At 70.5% G+C, this 23,510-nt stretch carries 9 protein-coding genes; 1 reads left to right on the top strand and 8 read right to left on the bottom strand.

Features of this window, described 5'->3' with window-relative positions:
• Positions 1–273 precede the first annotated feature (273 nt).
• Positions 274–450: a hypothetical protein gene (locus tag ACIP60_RS30855; RefSeq protein ID WP_400690576.1), complete on the bottom strand. Its 177-nt coding sequence runs from the start codon at positions 448–450 to the stop codon at positions 274–276.
• A gap of 210 nt (positions 451–660) precedes the next feature.
• Here ACIP60_RS30855 and ACIP60_RS30850 point away from each other — a divergent pair, with 210 nt between their 5' ends.
• Complete coding sequence (locus ACIP60_RS30850; RefSeq protein WP_400690573.1) at positions 661–2,607, top strand: hypothetical protein; 1,947 nt, start codon at positions 661–663, stop codon at positions 2,605–2,607.
• 38 nt (positions 2,608–2,645) lie between these two features.
• Here ACIP60_RS30850 and ACIP60_RS30845 read toward each other — a convergent pair whose 3' ends face one another.
• From ACIP60_RS30845 to ACIP60_RS30815, 7 genes are all read right to left on the bottom strand, one after another.
• Entirely contained in the window at positions 2,646–3,734 is a 1,089-nt protein-coding gene (locus ACIP60_RS30845) for a hypothetical protein (protein WP_400690570.1), read from the bottom strand.
• Between the two features lie 62 nt (positions 3,735–3,796).
• Entirely contained in the window at positions 3,797–6,118 is a 2,322-nt protein-coding gene (locus ACIP60_RS30840) for a UvrD-helicase domain-containing protein (RefSeq protein ID WP_400690567.1), read from the bottom strand.
• A complete protein-coding gene (locus ACIP60_RS30835; protein ID WP_400690564.1) occupies positions 6,115–12,849 on the bottom strand; it encodes a DEAD/DEAH box helicase in 6,735 nt (2,244 codons plus the stop codon). The genes ACIP60_RS30840 and ACIP60_RS30835 overlap by 4 nt, the downstream gene beginning before the upstream one ends.
• A gap of 90 nt (positions 12,850–12,939) precedes the next feature.
• Positions 12,940–13,584, bottom strand: a complete 645-nt coding sequence (locus tag ACIP60_RS30830; protein ID WP_400690561.1) for a hypothetical protein — start codon at positions 13,582–13,584, stop codon at positions 12,940–12,942.
• On the bottom strand, positions 13,581–14,879 hold the full coding sequence (locus ACIP60_RS30825; protein ID WP_400690558.1) for an AAA family ATPase: 1,299 nt from the start codon (positions 14,877–14,879) through the stop codon (positions 13,581–13,583). The genes ACIP60_RS30830 and ACIP60_RS30825 overlap by 4 nt, the downstream gene beginning before the upstream one ends.
• Positions 14,876–20,323 (bottom strand): hypothetical protein, encoded by a 5,448-nt coding sequence (locus ACIP60_RS30820; RefSeq protein WP_400690555.1) that lies wholly within the window; start codon positions 20,321–20,323, stop codon positions 14,876–14,878. Before ACIP60_RS30820 ends, ACIP60_RS30825 begins: the two co-directional genes overlap by 4 nt.
• Positions 20,323–23,349, bottom strand: coding sequence for an SNF2-related protein (locus tag ACIP60_RS30815; RefSeq protein WP_400690552.1), 3,027 nt, complete (start codon positions 23,347–23,349; stop codon positions 20,323–20,325). The genes ACIP60_RS30820 and ACIP60_RS30815 overlap by 1 nt, the downstream gene beginning before the upstream one ends.
• Between the last annotated feature and the right edge of the window lie 161 nt (positions 23,350–23,510).

Raw genomic sequence — 23,510 nt, 5'->3', positions numbered from 1 at the left:
GGGCGAACACGCCCCAGGTTCCCTCGTGCGCGTCCGGCACCAGCCGGCCGTCGCCGAGTTCCTCGGCGTCAAGGCCGTAGGCACCGCCTCGTCGTCCCGATCGGGTTCGTCCGACGCGGCTGCGGCCCGGTTCTCCTGCCTCTCGGACCAGGTGGCGAGCGCCCCGGGGCCGACGGGCCGAACACCGGAGAGCGCCCGGGTCACGGCCTGCCGCAGGAAGGCCGCCGGAGCGTCGGGCAGTTGCCGACAGAGTTCGTCCACGTGATCCACCGCTCACCTGGCCGGGGTGGACTCCAGCGCCTGGAGGAGCAACCGGGCTGCCCGGTCGACCAGTTCGGTCTGGCGGCGGGTGAGGACGGCCTGTAGGGAGTCGGGGCCGCGGTCGTGGCCGAGCCGCACCGGGACGCGGCTCTTGCCCGGGGTGTGTTCGCACAGGAAGTCGCTTGGCACAGCAGTGAGTCGGCGCTCCGGCATATGGAGACTCCGGAAGGCGGGTGCAGTGCACTCTGGATGGGGGTTCCGCTGGTGGACGCGTTGCTGACGAGCCCCAGGACGGGTGAAGTCGTTGCCGCGGCTGGTTCCGCCGATGCTGTCGGCGGGCCGGAGTGTCCGAGGGATGCAGCAGGATGGGGCGACTGTTCGTCTCGGGAGGGGAGAGCGATGTCCGTCAGCGGCACCCGGTTGCCTGTGGAGTTCCTGATCGCCGTCGTGGCCGGCGTCGAACCGGGTTCGGCCGCCGCGCTGATGGCGGCCGGGCAGGCGCGGGAGCGTTCCGGTGACCGGCAGGTCGGGGAGTTGCTGGAGGCACTCCTTCGCGGGCCGTTCGCGCGGGACGCGCCGGATTGGATGCTGACGGCCGCCGTGACGGAGGGGCTGCGACAGGAGGAATCCGAGTACCGCGCCCAGGCGACCGTCGAACTGGCAGCCCTCGCCCTGGGGCACCCCGGCTTCGACGGGGAGCTGCTGGCAGAGGCCCTGCGCGGCTGTTCCGCCTACCGGCTCGGCCTGCTCGGCACCGCCGACCGTCCGCCGGTGCTGACCGCCGCGGTGGTCGCCGAACTGCACCGACGGGTGCCCGCGCCGCCGAACTTCACGTCCACCATGCTGAAGGACCGCACAGCGGCGCAGGAGGTGCTTCGGACCGAGCACCTCGACGACCGCGCCTTCGATGCCGCGGTCGCGCTGCTTCCCGGCGCACCGGAGCGCGCACTCGCGGAGGGCGAGGACCCTACGGAGTGGTCGAAGCGATTCCAAGCCGAATACGAAGCCTGGAGGCAGATGTGGCGGGCAGTGCTGGAACAGCAACCGGACCGGCATGCCCGGTTCACCTCGGCCACGGACGGCACCGAGGCGCACTCCGTCATCGAGCGTGAGTTGCTGGGCAGCCTGCCGTGGATGGTGGACCCCGAGCTGCTCCGCCGGATCGCCTTGGCCGACCTGGACACGTTCGACACCGCCATGCTGACAGTGCACATCTGCCGGGCCATAGCCGACGGATCCTCTCCGGCAGCCGCCCGGAAGCGGTTCGCCGCAGAGCTGGCCGCGCTTGACGACGGTGAGCGTCAGGGGATCGACTTCTACGTGAAGGACGACGCCGTCCTCGGTCCCGAATTCGGCGTCCGCTCGGCGGTGATCTGGGCAAGCCACTCCGCCGACGGCCGCTGGCGACTCATCCTCGACCCGGCCGAAGCGAAGCCCTCCTACGGCGTCCCCCACGCGTGGCGCACACCGCCGGAGGACCTCGCCGACCTGGCCCGCAGGTTCGCACTGGTCGCCGAACAGGCTCTGCACACCTGGCAACCGAAGGAGCTCTACGGCATCAGCCGGGCCGCCGACCTCCACTGGGTGCACGCCATGCTGGTGCACCTTCCCGAGGTGACGGCCGAGACGAGGGCGGCCGTCCGGCTGATGATCCGCGACGCCCGGCGCAACTCGAACCGCCCCCGCTCCTACCGCCACCAGGACCACGAGGACCACCAGCAGTTCACGAAGCTCCTCACCGACATCACCCGGATCGTCGCCGACCCGCCGCCCCAGCCGTCCGCCACCCGCCGCACCCCCCTCGACGACCCGGCCGAAGTGACGCCCCGCCAGCTCTCCGCCGTCGAACCCGCCGTCCTGGCCGCCTACTTGGACCAGCACACCGGAAACGACCAACTGGTCGAGAAGGCCCTGCTGTCCTGCGCCCAACGGGGCAGCTACGGCAACGAACCGGTCTTCGCCGATGTCCTCGCCCGACACTCCGACCCACAGCAGGCCTTGCACACCCTCACCCACGGCCTGCGCCGCCGCCTCGGCGGCAGTCCCAACGACCGCGAGTCCTGGACCCGACACGTCCTCGCGCTGCCCGACCACCACCGCGAGACCGTCCTCGCCCTACCCGCCTGGACGGCGCTCACCGTCGGCGGCCCGCGCTACCGCGGCAGCATCCACCCCGCCGTCCTCGCCCTGATCACCACCGCCCTCGGCGACGACCCCCAGGCCTGGCAGCGCTTCGCCGACAGCCCGATCAGCCACGCCGGCCCCACCGCCTGGCTCCGCCTCGGCGAGGTGCTCGACGCCGCCACGCACGGAACCCCGTGGCCGAAGCCGCCCACCTCCCGCTGACCTGCGGCACGCCCTCGACGGGGAGCCGAACCTTCGGATCAGCCGGCCGAAGATCGGCCCTCCCAGGTGTACTTCAGCCGGTAGGTGTCGACACCGCCGTCCGGCCGGGCCCGGTAGATGGTGATGGAGGGAAGGAATTCGCGCTTGACCGAGACGGTGCGCGCACGCTCGTCGTCCTCGACTTCGCTGATCCACTCTTCGATTTCGCGGGCGAGCTTGAACGTGAGGCGGTACCCCGGCTCGGATCCCACCGGGGTCACGCTCCACTCCGCGTCATCGTTGTGGCCGGTGCGCCGGAGACGGACCGCGTGCGTCGGCCAGGCCCTGGCGTACTGGAGGAACCGCGGCACGTCGGTGGTGACGAGGGGGATGACGAAAGGGGCTTCCGGGAAGCCCAGGAGGACTTCGGTGCCGATGTGGTCGGTGATCCTGGTGGCGAAGCCCCGGACGACGGGAAGCGCGGTGTCCTCGAAGCCCGGGGCGTTCAGGGGGATGCCGTCCGGGTCGGGGGCATCACCGGTTCCGAGCGCTTCCCGCAGCACGGCCCTGAGCCAGTTGACCGGGAAGTTCGTGATGCCTGCTTGAATCCCGATGTTGTAGAGCAGATCGGCCGCTTTGGCCGTCCTGTCGCGCAGCCACGCGAAGGAGTCCCCGGAGAGGTCCACGAGGGAGATCTGGTGGGCCAGCGCGTAGCGTTGGGCGTCCTTGGTGAATCCGCTGGTGGAGAAGAGCGTGTACACGTAGTGGTAGCGGCGGCGCGGCCGGACGGTCCCGTGGTCGTGGCCGGCGGCTTGCCGCAGTTCGGGCACCGCGAAGTTCTGGTTGACGTCGTGGATGACCCCGTGGGCGTTGCGCACGATCGACAGTCCGCAGCGTTGGCTGTGGGACTTGGCTTCGAGGAACATCCGGACGGGCAACGAGAAGGCGGGTACGAAGGCGAACTGGCCGAGCACGTCCACCTGGTGCTGGGCACCGCGTCCGCGGACGGCGAGGGAGCCGTCCTGGGACGTGGTCAGTTCGGCCCGGTCGTCGCTCTGACGGGTGAGGAGCCGGTACCCGCTGTTGCGCAGCAGCCAGGCCAGGGCCTCTTCGAGGAGGTAGCCCTTCAGCTGTGACTTCTTGAGCATGATTCCCTTCGGCCGGCCCGCGACGGGTTGCCGCGGCCCGGCGGTGTGAGCGGACGCCAGGATCAGCGGGGCAGGAAACGGCTGCGCTCCCGGTGCCAGGAGATGGTCAGGGCGTCGCGGGCCCGGGTGGTGGCGACGAAGAGCAGCGCGCGGGATTTGCGCAGCTCACGCTGGTAGCGGGCCGGGTCGCTGTCACGGTACTGCTCGATGGCTGCACGGGGGAGGGTGCCTTCCCCCGCAGCGGCGATGGCGAGGCGCTGGTACTCGAGGCCCTTGAAGCGGTGCATGGTGCCGACGTGCACCTCGCCCTCACCGCGGGCTCCGTCCTTGGTCAGCTCGGCGCAGGTGATCCCGGCCTGCGTGGTGAGGTAGTACATGACCTCGTTGACCTTGTTGCGGTCGGCGACGCAGACCGCCATGAGCCCGCGGGCGTCGCGGGTGGTGTTGCCCGCCTCGTCGGTGGTGAGTTCGGTGCGCCAGGTGCGGAGGGTGTCGGCGAGGCCGGCGAGTTCGTCGTTCCAGGTGGGGTGGCCGACCAGGGCGGGCTCGGGGCCGCTGAGGACGGAACGGTACCCGGCGAGGGTGTCCTTCCCGTCGTCGAGGTCGTCGAACTCCACGTTCTTGCCGCTGACGACGGTGATCGCCTTGGCGAGGATCTCCTTGGTGGTGCGGTAGCTGAGGGTGAGTCGGGAGGACCGGCCCTTGATGTTGATGCCGACGGATCCGAGGGCCACCTGGTTGTCGTAGATCCGCTGGTGGGTGTCGCCGGCGATGAACAGGTCGTTGGGGCCCGGGGCCACCATCGCCCGGAGCATCTTCCAGTGCGCCGGGCTGAGGTCCTGGGCCTCGTCGACGACGACGTGCTGGTAGCGGTGCCGGATGTAGCGCATGCCGGAGTCCGCGTCCCGGTGGATCAGTTCCCTGCCGCCGACCTGTTCCTTGTGCTCGGCCCGGGCCTGGATCCTGGCGGCGCGTTCGATCTCGAAGCGGGCGGCCCGTTCGGCGGCCTGGCTCCAGGTCTCCATGTGCTGCTTGTCGAGACGGGCGGTGTACTGCTCCAGGATCTTCCACACCGCAGTCCGTTCGACGCGGGTCAGCGGACGACCGCGACCGGCCCTGCGGGCCTGCAGGTAGGCCGTGCGGGTGGGGACGGCCTGGCCGAGGACGACCTGCTCCCATTCCTCGAAGAGGAACTCGGGCTCCCAGGTGCGCTCGTCGAGTTCGAGCAGCAGGTCGCGGAGCTCCTTGAGGGCGATCTGGTTGTCCACCCGGTTCCGGGGGCGACCGGAGACGGCGTTCTCGCCCAGCACCCGGGCGGTGAGCTGGTCGATGTGGGTGATCTCGACGCGGGCCAGCAGCTCGGGTTCGAGGAGGGAGGCCAGGCGGGCTCGCAGGTCGGTGGTGAGGTTCTTGGTGAAGGTGGTGAGCAGGATCGGCTTGTTCTGGCCGGCTGGGAGCTGCCGGGCCAGGTGCCGGACCCGGTGCAGCGCGACGATGGTCTTGCCGGTGCCGGGGCCTCCGGAGACCCGGGACGGACCGCTGTAGTCGCGGTTCACCAGGCGGGCCTGGGTCGGGTGGAGGAAGACCTTCCACGCGCGGAAGTCGCCTTCTTCGAGAACGGCGCGCAGTGCGTCGTCGACCGTGGTGACGGTGGTACGGGCCAGCGCTGCGGTGAAGTCCTCGGGGTTCGGCTGCTCGTCCAGCTCGACCGCCCCGGTGATCTCCCGGCGGATGTCCTCCAGGGGCAGTCCGCTGGCGAGACCGTAGAGGACGTCCTTGGTCAGCAGCGGTGCGTTGCTGACCAGTTGGTCGAGTTCCTCACTGGTGGTGACAACGAGGGCGAGGTCGATGAGGGCCTCGGCCACGCCCAGCTCGCGCAGGAGTTCCGCGTCGTAGGCGGCCAGGAGCGGAGCAGCCGGTTCGGGTTCCGCGGCGGGGGCCGCCGATCCGGGCGCGGCCGGGGCCGTGGCCGTGTCCTCCCCCGGCTCGGCTTCGGGTTCGGCCGGGGTGAGCTGGATGCCGGCGCGGCGCAGAGCGCTCTCGCCGACCACGGACAGGTCGACGAATTCGATCTCGCCGGTGATCCGGTTGACCGCCACGGACAGTTGCTCGTAGACGTCGCGCCGGTGGCGGACCGCGATGGCCAGCCAGCTCTCCTCGCCGTTGGCGGCGATGCCGGTGCGGGTCAACAGGACCCGGTAGGAGGGGTCGAGGCGGGCGGAGTAGATCCGGCCGTCGCCCTTGAGCGGCTTGAGCCGCAGGGAGGTGTGCCAGGGATCCTGCCGGAAGAGGTGGCTGAAGTCGTAGAACTTCGCCTTCACCTGCCGGTCGAGCTTGTACAGCTCCTGTTCGGCCTTCTGGTACAGGCTGAGCCGGGCGGTCATCGCAGGGAGCCTTCCGCGTCGGGCGCGCCTGCCGTGGGCGCGTCGGGGAGGAGGGAGATCAGGGAGTCGAAGTGGCCGAGCCAGTCGGCGGCGGTGCGCACCGTCCAGCCGGCGGCCCGGTAGGCGGCGTCGCGGCGTTCGGCCTCGTCGTCGGCCCCGTCGGGACCGCCGTGCGGGCCGGGGACGACGGCGACCTTGATTCCGCCGTCCTCCCAGGCGAAGTCGGCCGGCCAGCCGCTGTCGCCGAGTTCGAAACCGAACACGGTGGGGGCCTTCTTGCCGCGGTCGGCGATCCGGGTGGCGAGGGCCAGGAGGTCGGCCTCCTCGTCCGGATCGATGTGCGGGAGGAAGTCCTTGTCCCAGGCCCGGTCGCGCAGCAGGGCGACGATGCGTTCCTCGAACGGGGACCCGTCGGCCGCGGCGGGTTCGGGCTCCGGGGCCGGCCGGTCGGCGGCGGAGAGCGTCACGAGTTCACCGGCGCCGCCGCACACCGCGAGTGCTTCCAGCGGATAGCCGGAGGATTGGCTGCCGGTCAGTTGGACGCCGTCGCCGCCGATGCGGACGAGGAACTGCAGGAGGTTCGACCAGTACAGCCAGGACCGCCAGCGCTGCTTGTGCTCTTCGGTGTCCAGGGCCGACGACTCGTCGTCCAGGCACGCCAACGCGGTCCAGACCGGGGCTTCCCGGTCGGCGTCGCGTACCGCGAGCACCAGCGCGAGCCCGTGGAGATCGGTGCTGCGCAGGACGTGCACCAGGCCCGTCTGCCCTCCGTCGGGGCTCTCTCCCGCCGGCTGGCCGAGCGCGGTGCGCAGGGTGTCCGCGATCCGTCCGCGCTCGGCGGCGGAGCCGGCCAGGGTGGTGAACGGGTGTGCGGTCAGGCCGCTGACCAGTGCGTTCGCCCGCCTGGCCCACAGCTGTGGTGAAGGGTCCCGGAGGTACGCGAGCAGGGTGTCGATCGGGTTGGCGAACACTGCCTCGGAGAACTGCGGTCGGCTTCCGCCGAGTTGCTCGTAGGCGTTCTTCGCCGCCTCCTGGGCGTTCCACTCGTACGGCGGCCACACGGCTCCGGCCCGGGTGCTGCGGCCCTCGAACAGGTCCAGGTCGTCCCAGGTCAACTGGAAGACCACCGACCCGTCCGCGCGCAACCGGGTGCGGCGCAGGGCGTCCTCGGCGAGGCGGTTGTGTTCGCTGCTGGCGTGGTAGCGCCGCCCGTCCAGGTAGACCTTGACGCTGCCCGCCGGTCCGTCGACGCGGGTGAAGGTGAAGTCGGTGCGGGAGCCGGCGAGCCGCTCCTGGGCGGTGAGCCGCCAGTGCAGCCGTTCCTCGCTCGCGCTGATCCTCAGGTGTCCGCTGGCACGGCCGTCCTCCTCCAGGACGGCGTCCTGGCTGTGCTCGCTCCAGGTCCGCAGCGCGGCCAGGAAGCGGGCTTCCAGATCGGACTCGACCTGCCGGTCCAGGCCGATCAACCCGGTGGAGGTGATCTCCTCGGTCTGCCAGGCGTCGCCGCCCTCCTTGTCGAACAGCAACGACTTCAGCAGTTCGAGCGCTTCGACCCGCGAGACCTTCGCCTGGTGGCGTTCGACGGTGTACCGGTGCAGGCAGCGGTGACAGGCTTTGCGGTGCTCCTCGTCCTTGCACGGGCATTCGAGCAACGCCTGATGGGCCTTCAGCAGGGTGCCGCGGAAGACCTCGGGATCGGTGAGCCGGTGCAGGTAACCGGTACCGCCCGGGAGGGCGTCGAACAGCACCAGGAACCAGCGCCGTTCGCCGGTCGCGGCGTCGGGCATCGATGCGAGGGTGTGGTCGAGGTGCTGCGGGTCACCACCGAACTGCCGGTCCACGCCGAGGCGCAGGGCTGCCCGGAACGAGTGGATCTTCTCCTCGACCAGGACGGTCGCCGCCGGGAGCAGCACCCGCAGGGCCTCGGTCGGCAACTGGTGGGCGAGGAGCACCGGCAACTGCTCGGCCGCGCGCGGGTTGCCTCGCCGTACCGGGCACCACGGCCGGTGGTGCTTGAGCGCGGGGTTGCGGGCCTCGGAGGCGCTGAGCGCGTCCGTGTCGTGGTCGAAGACCGGTCGGCCGTCCGCGGTGGCGGCGCCGCAACCGGTGCAGACGTGGAAGGGGTTCAGCCGCACCGTGTGCCCGGCGAAGTCGTCACCGGCCGGGATGTCGAAGCGCGCCGGTCCGAGGTTGATCGTGCGCACCATCGCCGCCCGGCTGAAGTCCACACCGAACGTCGCGCTGACGTGCCGCCACGATCCGGGCTCCAGTGTCTCCTCCGGCATGTCCACGGCGTGGACGGTCTCGTAGAAGCGCGGATCGCGCTCGTCGCGGTCGTCCCGGATCCGGGCGTCCTCCCGCTTGTCCCGGGAGGTGACCAGCCTCGGCTGGACGACCCTGAACAGGCAGGAGCCGTCATCGGCGATCGCCCCGGTGCGGCAGCGCGGGCACGCGGAGCGGTCCTCGGCCGCGTCCTCGGTTCGCACGTACCCGCACTGCGGGCAGATCCGCCAGGTCTGCCAGCCGGGCTGCGAGGCCGTGCCGATGTCCAGGCCGGTGATCTCGTGGCGGTAGCGGTTGACGTAGAAGGTGTTGCCCGGTGCGAGTTCCTCGATGGCGAAGCGCTGCGGGCGGTCGTAGCTGCGCAGTTCCGATTCGTAGCGGGTGCGACCGGCGGCGTCCTCCTCCTCCGGCCAGTAGAGGGTGGCCTCCAGCACCGTGACCGCGTCCACCAGGGCGTAGTTGGGCAGCAGTCCGAGGTCGCACAGCGCGCCCTGTGCCGGGGTGTCCTCCAGCAGGTCGCCGAGCTGGCGGCCGACCGCACGGCGCTCCGCTTCCAGTTCCGCCTTCTGCCGGGCCTCCTCCGGGTCGGCTTCGTGCAGTTCGCCCAGCGCTTCGTTGATGTGACCGATCCGGGCCCGCAGCACCTCCTCGCGTTCCGCCCAGGCCCGTTCGGCTCGCTCGGCCGCACCGCGCAGCCCCTCCGTGGCGTACGCGCGCAGATCGGCTGCCGCCTGCTCGGACACCCCGGTGGGGAACAGGGCGAGGAACGCCCCCGCCAGCTCCTCGCCCCGGGCGAGCGCCAGGTCGACGAGGTCGGCGAGGTAGCCCTCCGGCCCGAACAGGGTCTTCGCCTTGCGCGGCAAGGCGGGGAGGGTGTGGCCCTGATCGCCGGTCAGGCGGCCGCGGGCCGCGAGGTCCAGCAGGTGGGCCAGGTACTGGCGCCGCAGGATCTCGATGGCCGAGAGGTAGCAGCCCGGCGGAACGATCCGGCCCGAGATCATCTCCTTGGGCTGTTCCAGGAAGTACAGGTCGCGTCGGCGCCGTTCCGGGATGGTCAGCAGGAAAGCATTGCCGGTGCGGCGGCCCGCCCGGCCGACCCGCTGGGCGTAGTTGGCGGGAGAGCGCGGCAGCGAGGCCAGCACCACGGTCGACAGGTCACCGATGTCGATGCCCAGTTCCAGCGTGGGCGTGCAGGACAGCACGTTGGGCTCGTTGAAGGCACGTTCTCCGCCCGTACCGCGGAACGCCTCCTCCACGGCCTCCCGTTCCGGTCGGGTGAGCATGCCGGTGTGTTCGGCGGTCACCACCTGGTACGGGCCCGAACGGTGGTAGAGCCGCCGGTAGTAGTCCTCGCGGAACTGGCGGTCGCGGGCGTGCACGTCGGCCTCGCGCGCGTGCGTGCCGGCGATCAGCCGTCCCGAGGTGCAGCGGTAGGACGGGCAGGGCGCGTCGTGCCACTGCTCCAGCAGCGACGGGTGGACGGTCTGCTCCCAGAAGCACACCCGGCAGCGCACGTACGCCGTCTCGACGTCCGCGTCGGACAGCAGCAGTGCGTCGATCGCACCGGGCTGCAGGCCGTGGATGCGGGTGGCGCCGTCCTTCGCGGTGCGCACCGACAGCAGCCCCGCGTCGTGCAGGGCCGGCAGCAGCCTGCCCCAGAACTCCGGCGACAACTCGCGCGGCAGGCCCAGGCACCGTCCGGCCCAGCGCTCGTGCCAGGCCAGCCGACCGGTCACGATGTCGAACTCGGAGCCCTCCTTGGGCCCGGAGAGGAGGAACACCGGCGCGCCGACACCCTTGGGGAAGGCCGGCATCCCGGCCGGGCGGCGGTTCCAGATGAAGTACCTGCTGGTGCCCGTCTCGGACAGGTACTTCTCCAGCCAGCGGTGCTTGATCGCGCCCCGCCAGCGCAGCCGCTCCAGGAAGATCCGCAGGAAGGCCAGGTACCGCGCGTCGTCCACCGGCAGCAGCGCCTCACCGCGGACCGTCTCCAGGTGGGCCTCGCGCACCAGGGCGACGGCCGCCGCCGGGTCGGGCAACCGTACGTGCGCGGCGGCCGTGCGGGTCAGTTCCAGGGTGCGGCCCTGGCGGGCCCGCAGGCCGAACTCCATCAGCGTCTGGAACGCCAGCCGTTCCCCGATCAGCCGCCAGGTCGCCTGGTCGCCGCCGCGGGACTTGCCGGACAGCAGCCGCTCGACGCCCCTCAGGTCGTGCAGGTCCGGCGGGACCACCGCGGCGAGGGTACGGGGGTTGGCGGTGTCCGCGATCACCTTCGCGATGAGTTCGTTCAGCGGTGTCGGCTCGCTGTCGGAAAGGTGGGCGACCAGCAGCGCCCGCAGGGAGAAGGTGTAGGAGCGGTTCGCGACGAACCCCGCGCGGTGCGCGGCGTCCTGCACCGAGTCGTTGAACATCAACGTCTTGCGCTCGCCCAGTTCCTCGGCCAGCTCGCCGCCGGTGAACAGGCGGGTGATCGACGCGGCGGCGAGCGCGGCCTGGCCGGTGCCGAGGAAGCGGATCGCGTTGCGCTCGCCGCAGGCCGGACACCAGTCCTCCTTCGCCGCCGTGTTCGCCGTGGTGCCCTGGTTGACCAGGACGAACGCCGAGTCGGCGGTGCCCAGGCGGGGTTCGCCCGACTCCGGGTCGAAGTCGCCGATCGGATTGGGCAACCGCAGTCGGTGCTGCGGCCCGTCCAGCACCATCAGGTCTCCACCCGCACCACGGAGCTGTCCGTGGCCGGAACCCTTGGCACGGGCCGAAGCGGCGATCTTGACCTCGGCGGCGGCCCGCTTGGCCTCCTCGCCGGTGGCCGCGATCAGGTTCCGCACCCGGATCTTGTCCTGAGTGGCGGAGGCCCGGCGGATCTTCGCCGGGTTCACCTCCACCTCCTGGTCGTCGCTCTCCGGAGTGAACACCGCCCAGCCCGAACGCCCGCAGTCGCGGCAGTACACAGCGGGCAGGAACAGGTTCGCGCTCTCCCCGCTGGTCGCCGTCGTCACCGGCGCGTTGCGCGCCCCGTCCGACGTACTCGTCTGCGGGGCGTCACCGGCGTCCCACTGGAACTGCGCCTTCGGCCACGGCAACACCCCGCGCAGCAGCCGCGACACCGACCGCGCCCACTGGTGCACCTCGATCTGCACCAGCGGCCGGGGCCGCAGCGGGGTCGAGGCCGGGTCACGGGCGACCGAGAGCAGCGCCACGAACCGGGCCAGCGCCTCGGCCGCCTGCTCCGGGCGCTGGGTGATCGCCTGGCCCCACGAGTAGGCGCCCGCCCGCCAGAGCACGGCGAGGATCTCCTCGGTGGACTTCAGCTCCCCGCCCAGGGCGATCATCACGGCCTGGGTCAGGATGTGGCGCTTCAGCCGCGCGCCGAGCTGGAACGGGTCCAGCCCGCGCTGTCCGGTGAACGCCTCCACCAGGTCGTCCAGTGCCCCGTCGCCGACCGCCGGGTCGGCCATCGACGCCAGTTTCTCGGGCGTGGGGACCGGCAGCAGCTCGATCGTCTCGGACGGGATGAACTCCTCGGCCTCCGAGCGCTGTTCGCCGATCACCGCATCCGCCGTGAACGGCGTCCCGAACACCTCGCCCGCCACCTGCAGCAGCTCGGCGGCCCCGCTCTCGTCCGTGCCGGAGGCGAGGGTGGCGGAGGTCGCCACCGGGCAGATCCCGCCCAGCGGGCGACCCGGTGCGGACACCCCGAGCGACGCGGCCAGGCGGCGCAGCAGCATCGCCACGTCGGTGCCCTGCGCCCCGTCGAAGGTGTGGAACTCGTCGACGACGACGTAGCGGACGTCCGCCCCCTCCCACAGCGGTGCGTCGTCGCTGCGCTGGAGCAGCAGGTCCAACATCTTGTAGTTGGTGATCAGGACGTCGGGCGGCGAGGTCCGCATCGCGGATCGGTTCGTCTCCACCCGCTCGTAGCGGGTCCTGGCGATGTCCCCGATGTAGAGACCGGCACTGACCTGTGACAGTGCCTCCTCGTCCCGCAGGTAGGCATTGATGCGCAGCGCCTGGTCGGTCGCCAGGGCGTTCATCGGGTACAGCAGCACCGCCTTGACACCGGTCCGGCCCGCGGCCCGCTCGCGCCGGCAGTGGTCCAGGACCGGGACGAGGAACGACTCCGTCTTGCCCGAACCGGTGCCCGTGGTGACGAGGGTCGGCTCGGGCGTGCGGCCGTACGCCGACGAGAGCCGGGCGAACGCCTTGGCCTGGTGCGCGTACGGCGTCCATCCGCCCGACGGTGCCCACTCCAGCACGTCGCGCCAGTCCGCGTCCGCCTGGATGAACGGCGTCCGGATCCGCAGGTAGGGCCCGCGGAACATTCCGGCCGTCTCGTCACCGAGGAAGCTGTGCAGTGCCAGCCGCGCCCCCTCGTCGGTGAGCGCGTACGTGGTCGAGAGGTACTGCAGCAGGCTCTCCTTGAGCGCCCGCGCTTCCAGCGTCGGCCTCACGGTGTGACGTGCTCCCTTGGTGACCGGTTCAACGGTGATCGGCGTGACTGTACCGTCGCGGTACGTCAGTGGTGGCGATGATCTGTATTCCTACCAGCCTTGCAGGTCCGCCAGGAAGTCCCGGTAGGAACGGTTGGTGCCGACCTGTTTCACGGGCGTGGGATCGGTGGATACCGCCGCGCGCATCACGGCCGGGCTGTCGGTCTCGCAGTAACGCGGCTTGCCGAGGCGGTGCTGCAACTCCTCCTTCGGGTTCCGAATGAGTCCGGTGTCCTTGCCACGCAGCTGCTGCGGGACCTTCCAGCCGGCATGGACCCGAGGAAAGGCATCCGGGAAGAGCAGCAACCAGCTCTCGGTCTCCCACACCGCCAGGGCGAGAGCGAGCCGTGCGGGACACCTGGCCTCGAACTCGGACCGCAATCGTGCCCGGACGGTGTCGTAGTACTCGCCGTGAACGGCGTCCAGATCCAGGTGGACAACCAAGCCGTGGAGGTGACCCTGCTCTTTGACCGCCATGGCTTTGGCCTTGCCGACCACCTTCGCCACGCGGGAGGAGAGGTTGGTGCCGGTTGCGTCCTTCACCGCCACCGGACCGTTGATCGAAACGATCTTCCCGCTGAAATCGAGGCGTTCCCGCAGGAGGGAGGTCATCACCGCGCGGTCATTGGAGTCTTCCCCCGCCACCACGATCACCCGCTTGGTCCCGCTGCCGGCGGCCACCCGCCCCTTGCTCACAGACCGCCTCCCAACGCCCCCGAGAACCATAGCTCGCCCAGCGGAAGCCCCTCGCTGGCCGCCCGGATCTCCCGCACCTGCTCGGTCGTCAGCGAGGGGATCCGCGAGGCACCGTTCTCGCTGCGCTCGCAGACCACGAACTCCTCCGGCTCCAGGCGGTCCACCAGGGCCGGCGAGTGGGTGGTGACGATGAACTGGCTCCGCTCGCTCGCCTCCCGGAGCCGTTCCACCAGGAGTTCAAGGGCCTGCGGGTGCAGACCGTGGTCGAGCTCCTCGATACAGGTGAGGGCGGGCGGTGCCGGGTCGTACAGCATGGCGAGCAGGCTCAGTATCCGGACGGTGCCGAACGAGGCGTCCGCGAGCGGCGTCGGGCGCCGCAGGCCCCGCTCGATGAGCTGGACCTCGATCAGCTCGGCCGCCCCGCCGATCGCGGCGAAGTCGATCTCCTCAAGGTTGGGCAGCACCGTCCGGGCGTCTTCCAGCAGCCGCGACCAGGTGTCCTCGTCCTGCGCCAACTCGTTGAGGAAGATCGCGAGGTTGCCGGCATCGTCCGCCAACCGGGCCCGAGGGCCGTACAGCACGCCGTGGATCGGCAGTTGGCGGCTCAACTTGGCAGAAGGACGACCCCGGCGTTGCGGCAACGGCAGCACCCGGGCCGGTTCCCTGGCCGCGGCGACGCTGACGTCGAACACCCGGAAGGAGGAGAGCCGTTCGGCCAGCGTGGCTACCTCCTCACCGCCCTCGGACGGCGCCAATCGCGGCAGTGTGGACAGGCCGCTGCTGAGCTTGCGGATGCCGACGCTGCGCTCGCCGGAGTCGTCCAGGTCCGCCGGGGACGGACTTGCCGGAGTGTCAGTAACCAGTGCCTCCTCGCCACTGACCGTGATCCGCCTGCCGCGCCCCTTGGTGCGCTTGAAGGTGAAGGACTCGCTGCGCGAGAGCGTGAACCCGTCGAGGACACGCTTGTCGGCCCGCCGGTTGAGCGTCAGCTCGTACTCGTCCGGCGCCGCGGCGGACGCGTGCGATGTCCACCGCGCCTGGAGCCCGATCTTCATCGCAGTTGGCGTCCGATTGCCACCCCAGAACGCGATCTCGTCGAACCCGCCACGCGACTCCAGCGCCGGGTCCAGGTCGGTGTTGATGATGTCCGACAGGAACCGGAACACCTGGAGCACGTTCGACTTCCCAACCCCGTTCGGGCCGACCAGCACGGTCAACGCGCCCAGGGGAAGGGAGATTTTCCGCAGGCTGCGGAAGTTCTCCACATCGAGTCGGAGCAGCCGACGGTCCGTCATGACGCCTCCTGACTTTCGTTGCGCGCAGCGGCACCAGCCGTACGCGGATCCTCCTGCTTCACCGGGTCCCACTCCCCACGGGCGACAGCAGCGTCCAGCCGCGCCTGGAACACGGCGTGCGCCTCGCGCATCTCGCGCTCGCGGTCCGCCTTGAAGAAGGGGGCGGTGTAGCCGTCCGGCACCGGGGCGTTGTCCGGGTCGGCCAGGTGGGCGGTGAGCTGCGCGAAGCTCTCCTTGCCCTGGTACTGCCCGATCGTGCGGGCGTTGCCGGCCAGCTTCCGGCCCTCCGCGTCGAACCAGGTGACGGCCTCGTACTTCTGCAGCACCGGAAAGCGCCCCCGGTACGCGGCGATCAGCGCGTCCGCGTCCATGCCGAGCCAGACCGCGACCAGCGCGTCGATCTCCACCAGCGCGGAACGGCGGGCCCGCTCGGTCCGCAACGGGGTGTCCGACCGCCACTGCGGAGTCACGTCGTGCAGCGGCTGGAGCTTCGGCCAGTCACACGCCCAGGGCTCGTACCCGGGCCAGGTGCGGTCGTACAGCTCGGCCCACAGGTCGGCGTAGGCGCGGGTGAGGCAGTTCAGGCGCAGGGTGCGGAGGAGGAGCGCGGAGGCGAGGGGGTGGTTAGGGGCGGGGGCAGGCATGGCCCTGGCAGAGGCGACCAAGAGATTGGTACGACCCGTAGCCCTCAAGAAATAATCAAGCGGCAAGGAAGCCCAGAAACCGGCTGTCAGAGACGTGAGTCGGCTACTCGGCATCGCAAGACTCTGAACAGCATGCACATGTACGGTGCCTGGCGGGATCATTGCACCATACAGCGCCCGTTCAGTGTTCGGGGCAATCATGCTTCGCCAGGCCAGTCGTTGAAAAACAGTGAAACGGCGACGCGCACGGCCGACGAGGACATTGTCGATCTGCTCCACCGTCACCTGCTCCGGAGAGATTCCCATCTGCACGCTGACCACGTCCCTGGCAGCCTCGCGAGCCTTGGTGCTCGCACGGAGCCGGGCGAGCACACGGTGGTCGATCCAACGGTCCTGGGCGTTGAGGTACTCGCCGGTCCTGCCCTTCACCCGAACGTAGGCGGTGTCCGGAACGAAGTCGTCGGCGAGGGTGACCAGGTCCGCGCCGAAGGCATCGTTGCTGTTCGCATCGTGTCGCTTGAACACCGGGGTGGCGACACTGAGTTGGGTGCCCTTCAGGACCACCTGTCGCCAGCGATCCGGCTGGTAGGGACTTCCTTCTGAACCGACCGGGCGGTTGTAGTCGATCAGGTTCTCCTCTTTAGCACCACTTTCGTGGTAACCCGCAGAAATCTGGGGCCCGAACGCCCCCAACCTCAGCGGATAGTCGGCCAGCGCCTCGATAGCTGCCGCCTCCGCCGTGCTGACCGGGAACAGCAGCCGCCCCTGCTCCACCGGCTCTCCTTGTTCGTCCAACAGCCGCTGCCAGACAGCAAGTTGCTCACGGTCCACACGAACGACCCGGGCCAGGTGCGGACGCTCGTCGAACTCGCCGTTGCGGTAGCGGACACCGGGCACATCACCGGTGCCATCGTGCTTGGCGGAAAACCGCAGCGCGTCGATCGACACCAGCCACGACAGGTGGTCGAAGCCGATCTCGCCGGGGGCGCCGTACACGTGCACGCCGAAATGAGTGGTGTGTCCCACCGGCTCCGGAAAGAACCGCTGCCCGGCATTGACGAAATCCCCGTGCACCCGCAGCCGCCGGTAAGCAGCTGCCCGCATCGACCCTTCCTTGTCTCCGGTGAAGTGCGAATCTGGGTGCACCATCCCCGCAGCACCCGCCGCCGACGAGTGCGCCCACACCTGGCACATGAACGCCCGGTACAGGTCCGGCTGTGTGCCCGTCAGCAGCGGGTAGAGCTGCTCCGAGCCGAACAGCGCCACCTGCGCGCTGATCGAGGTCAGCTCGTCCAGCACCCAGTTCCGCGCGGCCGGGTCCCGCAGCAGCTCATCCTTGCGCCGCTGCTTCTCCGCCGTCGACGCCTTCTCCGTCAGCTTGAACCACGGCTCGCGCTCCGCCAGCACCCCGGCCTCGTCCCAGCGGGGCCGCACCCACGGCGGGTTCCCCACCTGGAGGTCGAAGCCGCCGCCCTGGGCGAAGACCAGCGCGAAGTCCAACTCCCAGTGCAGGAATCCCTGTTCCTCGGCGATGCGCTGCACCGTGGCCAGCCACGGGAAGCGTTCCTCCAGCTTCCACACCGAGTCCATGCCCATGAACGCGGGCAGGCCGTCCTCGTAGGTCGAGACGTCGTCCAGGTCCCGGAGGTCGCCGATCAGCGAGTCGGTCGGCGCGTCGTAGGTGCCGAGCAGGGCCTCCGCGAAGTCCAGCCAGTCGGCGAAGTCGGTCAGCGCGATGGTGTTCCGCCGCTTCGGTGCCGGACGCCGTACGCGTCGGACCCCCGGAGCCGAGCCACCACCCGTAGACACCGGCGCACTGTCGGCGAGCCCCGCAAGCAGGCTCTCCTGCTCCGCCCCGACGGCGAAGAGCGACCCCTGCTCGGCAGCCGTCCAGCCCGTCTCGGCAACCACCGGCTCGCCGACCTGCGGCAGAACAGCGAGGACCGACTCAACGACGCTCGCTCCCCCGACGGTCTCCTCCTCCGCGTACACGGCGGCGCTGCCGTCGAGCAGTTCGGCCCGGTCGACCGGCCAGAACCACAGCGCGCACCAGGTGTCCATCATGGTCTTGAGCCGCCAGTACGGGGTGCCGGGCGAGTCGAACAGGTCCTTGTAGACCTTCTCCTTCGGCACCGCGCCCTCGGGCCGCCGCAGGAACGCGTACTCCTCCTCGTCCTCCCCCGCTGCCGCCTCGGCTCCCCAGACCGCCACCCGGCGGGAGATCTCGCTCTCGGAGATCTCCATCCGCCGCACCACCAGCTCCCACAGGAACTCGGCGCGGCGGGCCACCGCCTGGAGCCGGGCCAGTTGGGACAGCTTCTGCCCCCGTGCCGCTTTCACCGCGGGCGGCTTCAGGATGCCCTTCTTCCAGGCGGCGAGTCGCCGCTCCTGCTCGGGGGCGAGCACCTTCGCCTCCTTCTCGCCGGCGACGGCGGCCCAACCGACGGCCGGCAACAGGAACTGGTGCACCGCGCCGTCCGGCAGTTCCTGCCGCTCGCCGTCCTCGCCGAGGAACGGCAGCGGGGTCGGCCCGAGGGCGCCCTTGGACTTCAGCCAGAGCTTCTCCTTGCCGCCCACGACCTCCCCGCCGAAGACCGCGCGCCGTCCGCCGATCAGCGAGTTGCCGCGCCGCAGGTGCAGGCCGAACCAGGGTGCCCGCATGCCGGGGTGCATGGTGTTGAGCCACAGCGACACCTCGGCCAGCTCGACGCCCGTGGCGTTGAGGTCGACGCCGTACGCGTTGTGGAGGGCGATGTACGCCTTGGCCTTCTGCTCCTCCGCGAGCGCCCGGCTGGTGGGGATGGTGGTGCCGAGCTCGTCCTGCCGGCGGCGCAGGTACTCCTTGGCGACCTGGTTGATCGCCTCGTTGAGGAAGGCCCCGGAGCCGAGCGCGGGCTCACAGATCCGGTACTTGAGCAGTTCGGAGGCCCGGGTGGGGACGACGTTCCCGGCCGCGTCCTTCTCCTGGTCGAGCCGGTGCTTGAGGGTCAGTTCGACGGTGACCTTGGTCAGCGATTCGGGGGTGTAGTACGAGGCGGAGGTCTGCCGGTCCCGTCCCGCGAGGCGGTAGACGAACGAGCCCTTCGCGTACTTCTTCCGTCCGCGCAGGCCCTTCTTGGCGTCGCGCTCGTCGTACTGGACGAACACGTCGTCGGGGTAGTCGCCCTGCCGACTCGCGGGGATCATCCAGGAGCCGTCCCTGGCGTCGCCGCCCTTGGCGACCTCGTACAGCTCCTCCTCGGCGATGAAGCCGGTGTACGACATCAGCCCCTCGTACACCGCCCCGAGCTGGTTGATGCCCAGGTTGCGGTAGGAGATGAAGCCGCCGCGCTCGCCCTTCTTGGCGTCCTTCATGGTCAGCAGCCGCAGCACCTCGTGCAGGGCGGCGTTGCGCAGTCGCAGGTCGAGCCAGGCGGGGTGGTCGTCGTCCGAGCGCGGGTCGAGGGTGTAGCGGCCGATCAGCTTCACGGACTTAGGTTCGAACAGTTCGCTGCGCAGTGGTTCGAAGCGCAGGCCGCGGTCCTCGCTGCGCCGCTTCTGCTTGGCCTTCCTGGTGTCCTCGTCGTCGCCGGGGAGGTCGTCGTCCGGCTCGCTGCCGTATTCGCGGTGGCCGTGGTTGACCTTGTTGAACAGGACGTCCAGCGACTCGTGCAGGTGGAAGCCGCCCCAGGCGGTCGGATCGGCCAACTGCTCTTCACGGGCGACGAGTTCGCGGAGCCGGGCCATCGAGTACCCGGCCTCGTAGCTGCCGTCGTCGGCGGGCAGGATGCCCAGTTCGGGGCGGGCCTCGGCGTAGAGCAGGAACAGGATCCGGTACAGGTAGCGCAGTGACTCGCGGGTGAGCCGCCGGGCGAACGGCGTCCGGCCGTCGTCGATGTCGCCGGGTCGCAGGCCCTGCCCGGCGAGCCGGTCCAGGATCTCCTGGGCGATGATCTCGACCGAGCGCTGGAGGCCGCTGCGCAGTTCGCCGCTGACGCCGACGGCGTTGGTGCTGGAGGCCTTGAGCAGGGTGTCGAGGAGCGGTTCGGCGCCGTTGTCTCCGGGGCGGAGCATCTCCTGGCCGAACAGGGCGGCGATGGTGGCGAGTTCGCCGCCCTGGCGACGGTCGTTGCGTTCCAGGGCGGCGTCGAGGTTGACGGCGAGGTAGCGGCCTTCGCCCCAGCTGTTGCGGTCGGCCAGTACCAGGACGCCACCGATGAGCAGCAGGACGAAGCGCGGCGGGGTTCCGTCCGCTCCGCCCAGGGTGCCGGCGAACAGCCAGGAGGCCAGTGCGGCACCGTCGTTGTAGTTCTCGGCGGCGGCGACCCGCAGCGGGTGCAGCAGGCGGCCGGAGCCGGTGGGGTCGAGGGCGGTGTCGTTGTCGGTGGCCCAGCCGCAGTCCACCGCCACGATGCCGTGGCCGTGGTAGGCGACCTGCACGGTGTGCTCGCGGCCGGCCCGGTGCACGGTCAGTTCGGCCGGGCCGCCGTCGTCGTACCCGAGAACGTGCAGCACCTGCTGGTGCCACTCGCCGAGCCGCTTGGTCCACTCCGGGTTGCCGTGGCCGCGGCGGGAGTACTCGTCCTCGGCGTCGGCCCGGGCGGCTTCGGCGAAGAAGCCGCGCAGTTCCTCGCCGAAGTAGGGCGTGCGCAGGCTCCGGATCCGTTCGCGCGCCGTGGTCCGCCGGTCGTGCTCGTCGCCCTCGCGCAGTGTCCAGGTGTCCAGCAGTTGCTTCTTCAGGTCGGCGGCGAGCTGCTCGGCGAAGTAGTGCGCCGCGAAGTACTCGCCGCGGTTGCTGAAGGAGTCGTAGTCGGTGCTCATCAGTGCGAGTTCTCCAGGACGGCGAGCAGGCGCAGCATGGGGGCGCCCGAGGTCTCCAGGGACTTGACCAGGCCGAAGAGGTCGCCGGCGGTCCGGGCGGTCTGTTCCTTGTCCGGGCGGGTCCCGATGGACAGGGCTTCCTGCTTCCAGTAGGTCAGCCGCTTGCGGTAGGGCTCCAGGGTCGCTTCCACCTGTCGGCGGTAGTCGTCCTCGCGGGCCTTCAGGTGGGCGGTCGCGGCTTCGATCGCCGCCGGCACCAGGGTTTGCAGGCCGGGCAGGTCGCGTGGGACGGCACGGCCCGGCATCTGCGGGCCGACCCCGGCCCGGTCGAGGAACGCGTTGTCCATGGCCTCGACCACCGGTTCGCCCGGCAGGCCGTGGACGGCCATCCACTCGACCACGGTGGGGCGCCCCTTGGCGTTGGAGTAGATGCCCTGGACGAGGAACACGGGGTGCGGCACGTCGGCGGAGAGCACAGGCGCCTCGTGGCGGCCGATCTCGACCAGGACCTTGTCGGTGAGCCAGTCGATGACGGGGTGGATGTCCGTCAGGTAGGACACGTTCGGCCACAGGGTGTCCGAGGAGTCGCGGGCGACCTGGAGCCGCTTGCCGGCCAGGTCCTTGGAGAAGGTGACCCGGAGCCGTCCGGCGCCCTTCTTGCCGGGCAGGATCTGCTGCTCGTCCAGGTAGGACTTGGGCAGGGCGCGGAAGCGGTAGGCGAGGTCGCGCGGCGGTTCGAAGGCGATGGTGCCGTCGGGGTCGCGGCGCAGCGTCAGCTCGTCCTCGGGGTTGGTGCGGCAGATCTGCCGCAGGCCCGCCTCGAAGTACTCGGCGGTGCCGGGGAACAGCTTCGGAACGCGGGCCCGGGGCACCTCGCGCCGGACGGGGGCGGCACCGACCTGGGCCAGCAGTCCGGCCAGCATGCCGCCGCCGCTCTGCCGGGATGCCTTGATCGATTCCTCGACGGTACGGCCTGCGATCAGGTCCTTGGTCAGCCGGTTCTCTTCCTCCTGCGCCCGGTAGATCCCGGTGACGGCCTCGGCCGTTCCCTCGATCTTGTGTGCCTGCTCCTCGCGGGCGAGCAGCTTCTCGCCGACCAGGCGGTCGTCCAGGGTGCGCGCCTCGCCGGTGGCGGGATCGGTGCGCCAGGGCAGGTCGCTGGTCAGGATCATGGCGCGGAACTGCGGGGAGCGGGCCTGGCCGTAGCGGTCGATGCGGCCGTTGCGCTGTTCGATGCGGATCAGCGACCAGGGGAGGTCGTAGTGCACCAGCAGGTGGCACTGCTGGTGCAGGTTGACGCCTTCGGAGGCGACGTCGCCGGTGAACAGCAGCCGGACCGGATCGTCGCGCAGGCCGAACTTCTCCACCAGCCTGATCTGTTCCTGGTCGGTGTTGGCTTCGCCGTGCATGACCTGGACGGCACCGGTGGAGCCGTTGCCGTGGCCGTAGGCGAGCCAGGGCTTCCGGTCGTCGGTGTCAGGGCCCTTGGTGAAGCCGAGCGCCGCCGGAACGGCCTGCGCGAGCCACTTCAGGGTGGGGATCCGCTCGGAGAAGACCACGACGCGCACGTCCGATCCGGGGCCCACCCCGAGTTCGCGCAGTTCGGCCACCAGGGCCTTGAGCTTCGCCGAGTCGTCGTCACCGATCCGGCGGGCCAGGCGTTCGAGGTCGGTGAGGGCGGCCAGTTCGGCCGCGGCCTGCTCGTCGGTGCGCTGGCGGCGCTGCACGCGGACCGGACCGCCGTCCCCGTCCCGCTGGGGGTCCTTGCGGTCGGTCAGGGTCTTCTTGCGGGTCGCGACGGTCTGCAGCAACGCGTGGTGGGAGGAGAGGAACGACTTGAGGAGGTTGTAGGCGTCCAACTGGTTCCAGGCCACCGACGCGACCGACTCGTCACGGGGGATCCAGCGACTGGCGAGTTCCTCGAAGACGGCGAGTTCGGCCTCACTCGCGGGAGCCGGCACGGGCACCGAGGGGCCGCGGTCGGCCCACGCCCCGCGGAGCGAGTCGCGGACCTCGGGCGTGGCCTTGGTGCGGCGGATGTAGAGGTGCTCCAGGTCGGACACCTCGTACTTGCCGGGGTCGGCGATCGCCGCCGGGTCGAGCAGACGGATCAGCTCGGCGAAGGAACGGGTGTCACCGTTGTGCGGGGTCGCCGAGGCGAGGACGAGCGCGTCGGTCCTCCGCGCGAGCAGTCTGGCCAGGGTGTTGGTGTCGGTGCCGCGGTTGACCAGGCGGTGCGACTCGTCGATCACCACCGCGTCCCACTCGGTCTTCTCCAGGTGGTGGGCGTACTGGCCCTCGCGCTTGAGGGTGTCCATCGAGACGATCACCCGCTTGAAGTAGGCGAACGGGTTGCGCCCCGAGGGGATCTCCTGCTGGATCCGCTGGATGCCGGTGGAATCCAGCCGCACCAGCGGAATCGCGAAACGCGTCCACAGTTCGCGCTGGAACTGCTCCAGCACGTGCTGCGGGGTGACCACCAGGATCCGCTCGCCGCGCCCGCGCCTGATCAGCTCCGCCAGCAGGATTCCGATCTCCAGGGTCTTGCCCAGGCCGACCACGTCCGCGATCAGCAACCGGGGCTGCGGGTTGGCCATCGACAGGGCGAGTTCGGCCGGTCGCAGCTGGTGGGTCTGCGCGTCCATCAGGAAGTTGTCCACCAGCCCGAGGCCGTGCTCGGTCTGCGGCAGGGAGGACTTGCGGACGACCGCTTCCAGGTACAGCCGGGCCCGGCGGTGGTTGGGCGAGTCGTCGGCCACCAACCGGGTCTCGCGCGGGTCGAGGACCTGGATGGTGTCCAGTCGGCTGTAGAAGGTCGCTTCGGTGTCCCGGACGAACGAGGAGACTCCGGTGACCTCGACCATCCGGCCGTCGTGCGCGGTCGGGGTGACCTTGCGCACCAGCCACTGCTCGTCGCGCACCAGCACCTGCGCCCCGGGCGGGAAGTTCAGCCCGAGCTCCTGGTCGGAGGACGACCCGCCCAACACGGGTTCCGGCTCCCAGGCACTCCAGTCGGTCGACTCCACGCCGGTCTCCGATCCGTCACCGGCTCCCGTGTCGACCACCACGTCGTTCCCCCTGTTCCTTCGTCCTCGCCATGACCGCCACGCCAATGACCGCATCCTGGGTACGCCCTCTCCCGGGCCTGCCCAGAAGTATCCAACCAGGCTCGCCGCCTGGTACCGAC

It is taken from the genome of Kitasatospora sp. NPDC088783, assembly GCF_044750705.1.
Lineage (GTDB): Bacteria > Actinomycetota > Actinomycetes > Streptomycetales > Streptomycetaceae > Kitasatospora > Kitasatospora fiedleri.
The sequence above is the reverse complement of the archived record's forward strand: the minus strand, read 5'-3'. Positions and strand labels throughout refer to the sequence as shown.

Coding starts and splice junctions, on each gene's coding strand:
- ACIP60_RS30840 (WP_400690567.1), bottom strand. CDS start 6,118: ATGACCGCCCGGCTCAGCCTGTACCAGAAGGCCGAACAGGAGCTGTAC.
- ACIP60_RS30845 (WP_400690570.1), bottom strand. CDS start 3,734: ATGCTCAAGAAGTCACAGCTGAAGGGCTACCTCCTCGAAGAGGCCCTG.
- ACIP60_RS30825 (WP_400690558.1), bottom strand. CDS start 14,879: ATGACGGACCGTCGGCTGCTCCGACTCGATGTGGAGAACTTCCGCAGC.
- ACIP60_RS30820 (WP_400690555.1), bottom strand. CDS start 20,323: ATGAGCACCGACTACGACTCCTTCAGCAACCGCGGCGAGTACTTCGCG.
- ACIP60_RS30850 (WP_400690573.1), top strand. CDS start 661: ATGTCCGTCAGCGGCACCCGGTTGCCTGTGGAGTTCCTGATCGCCGTC.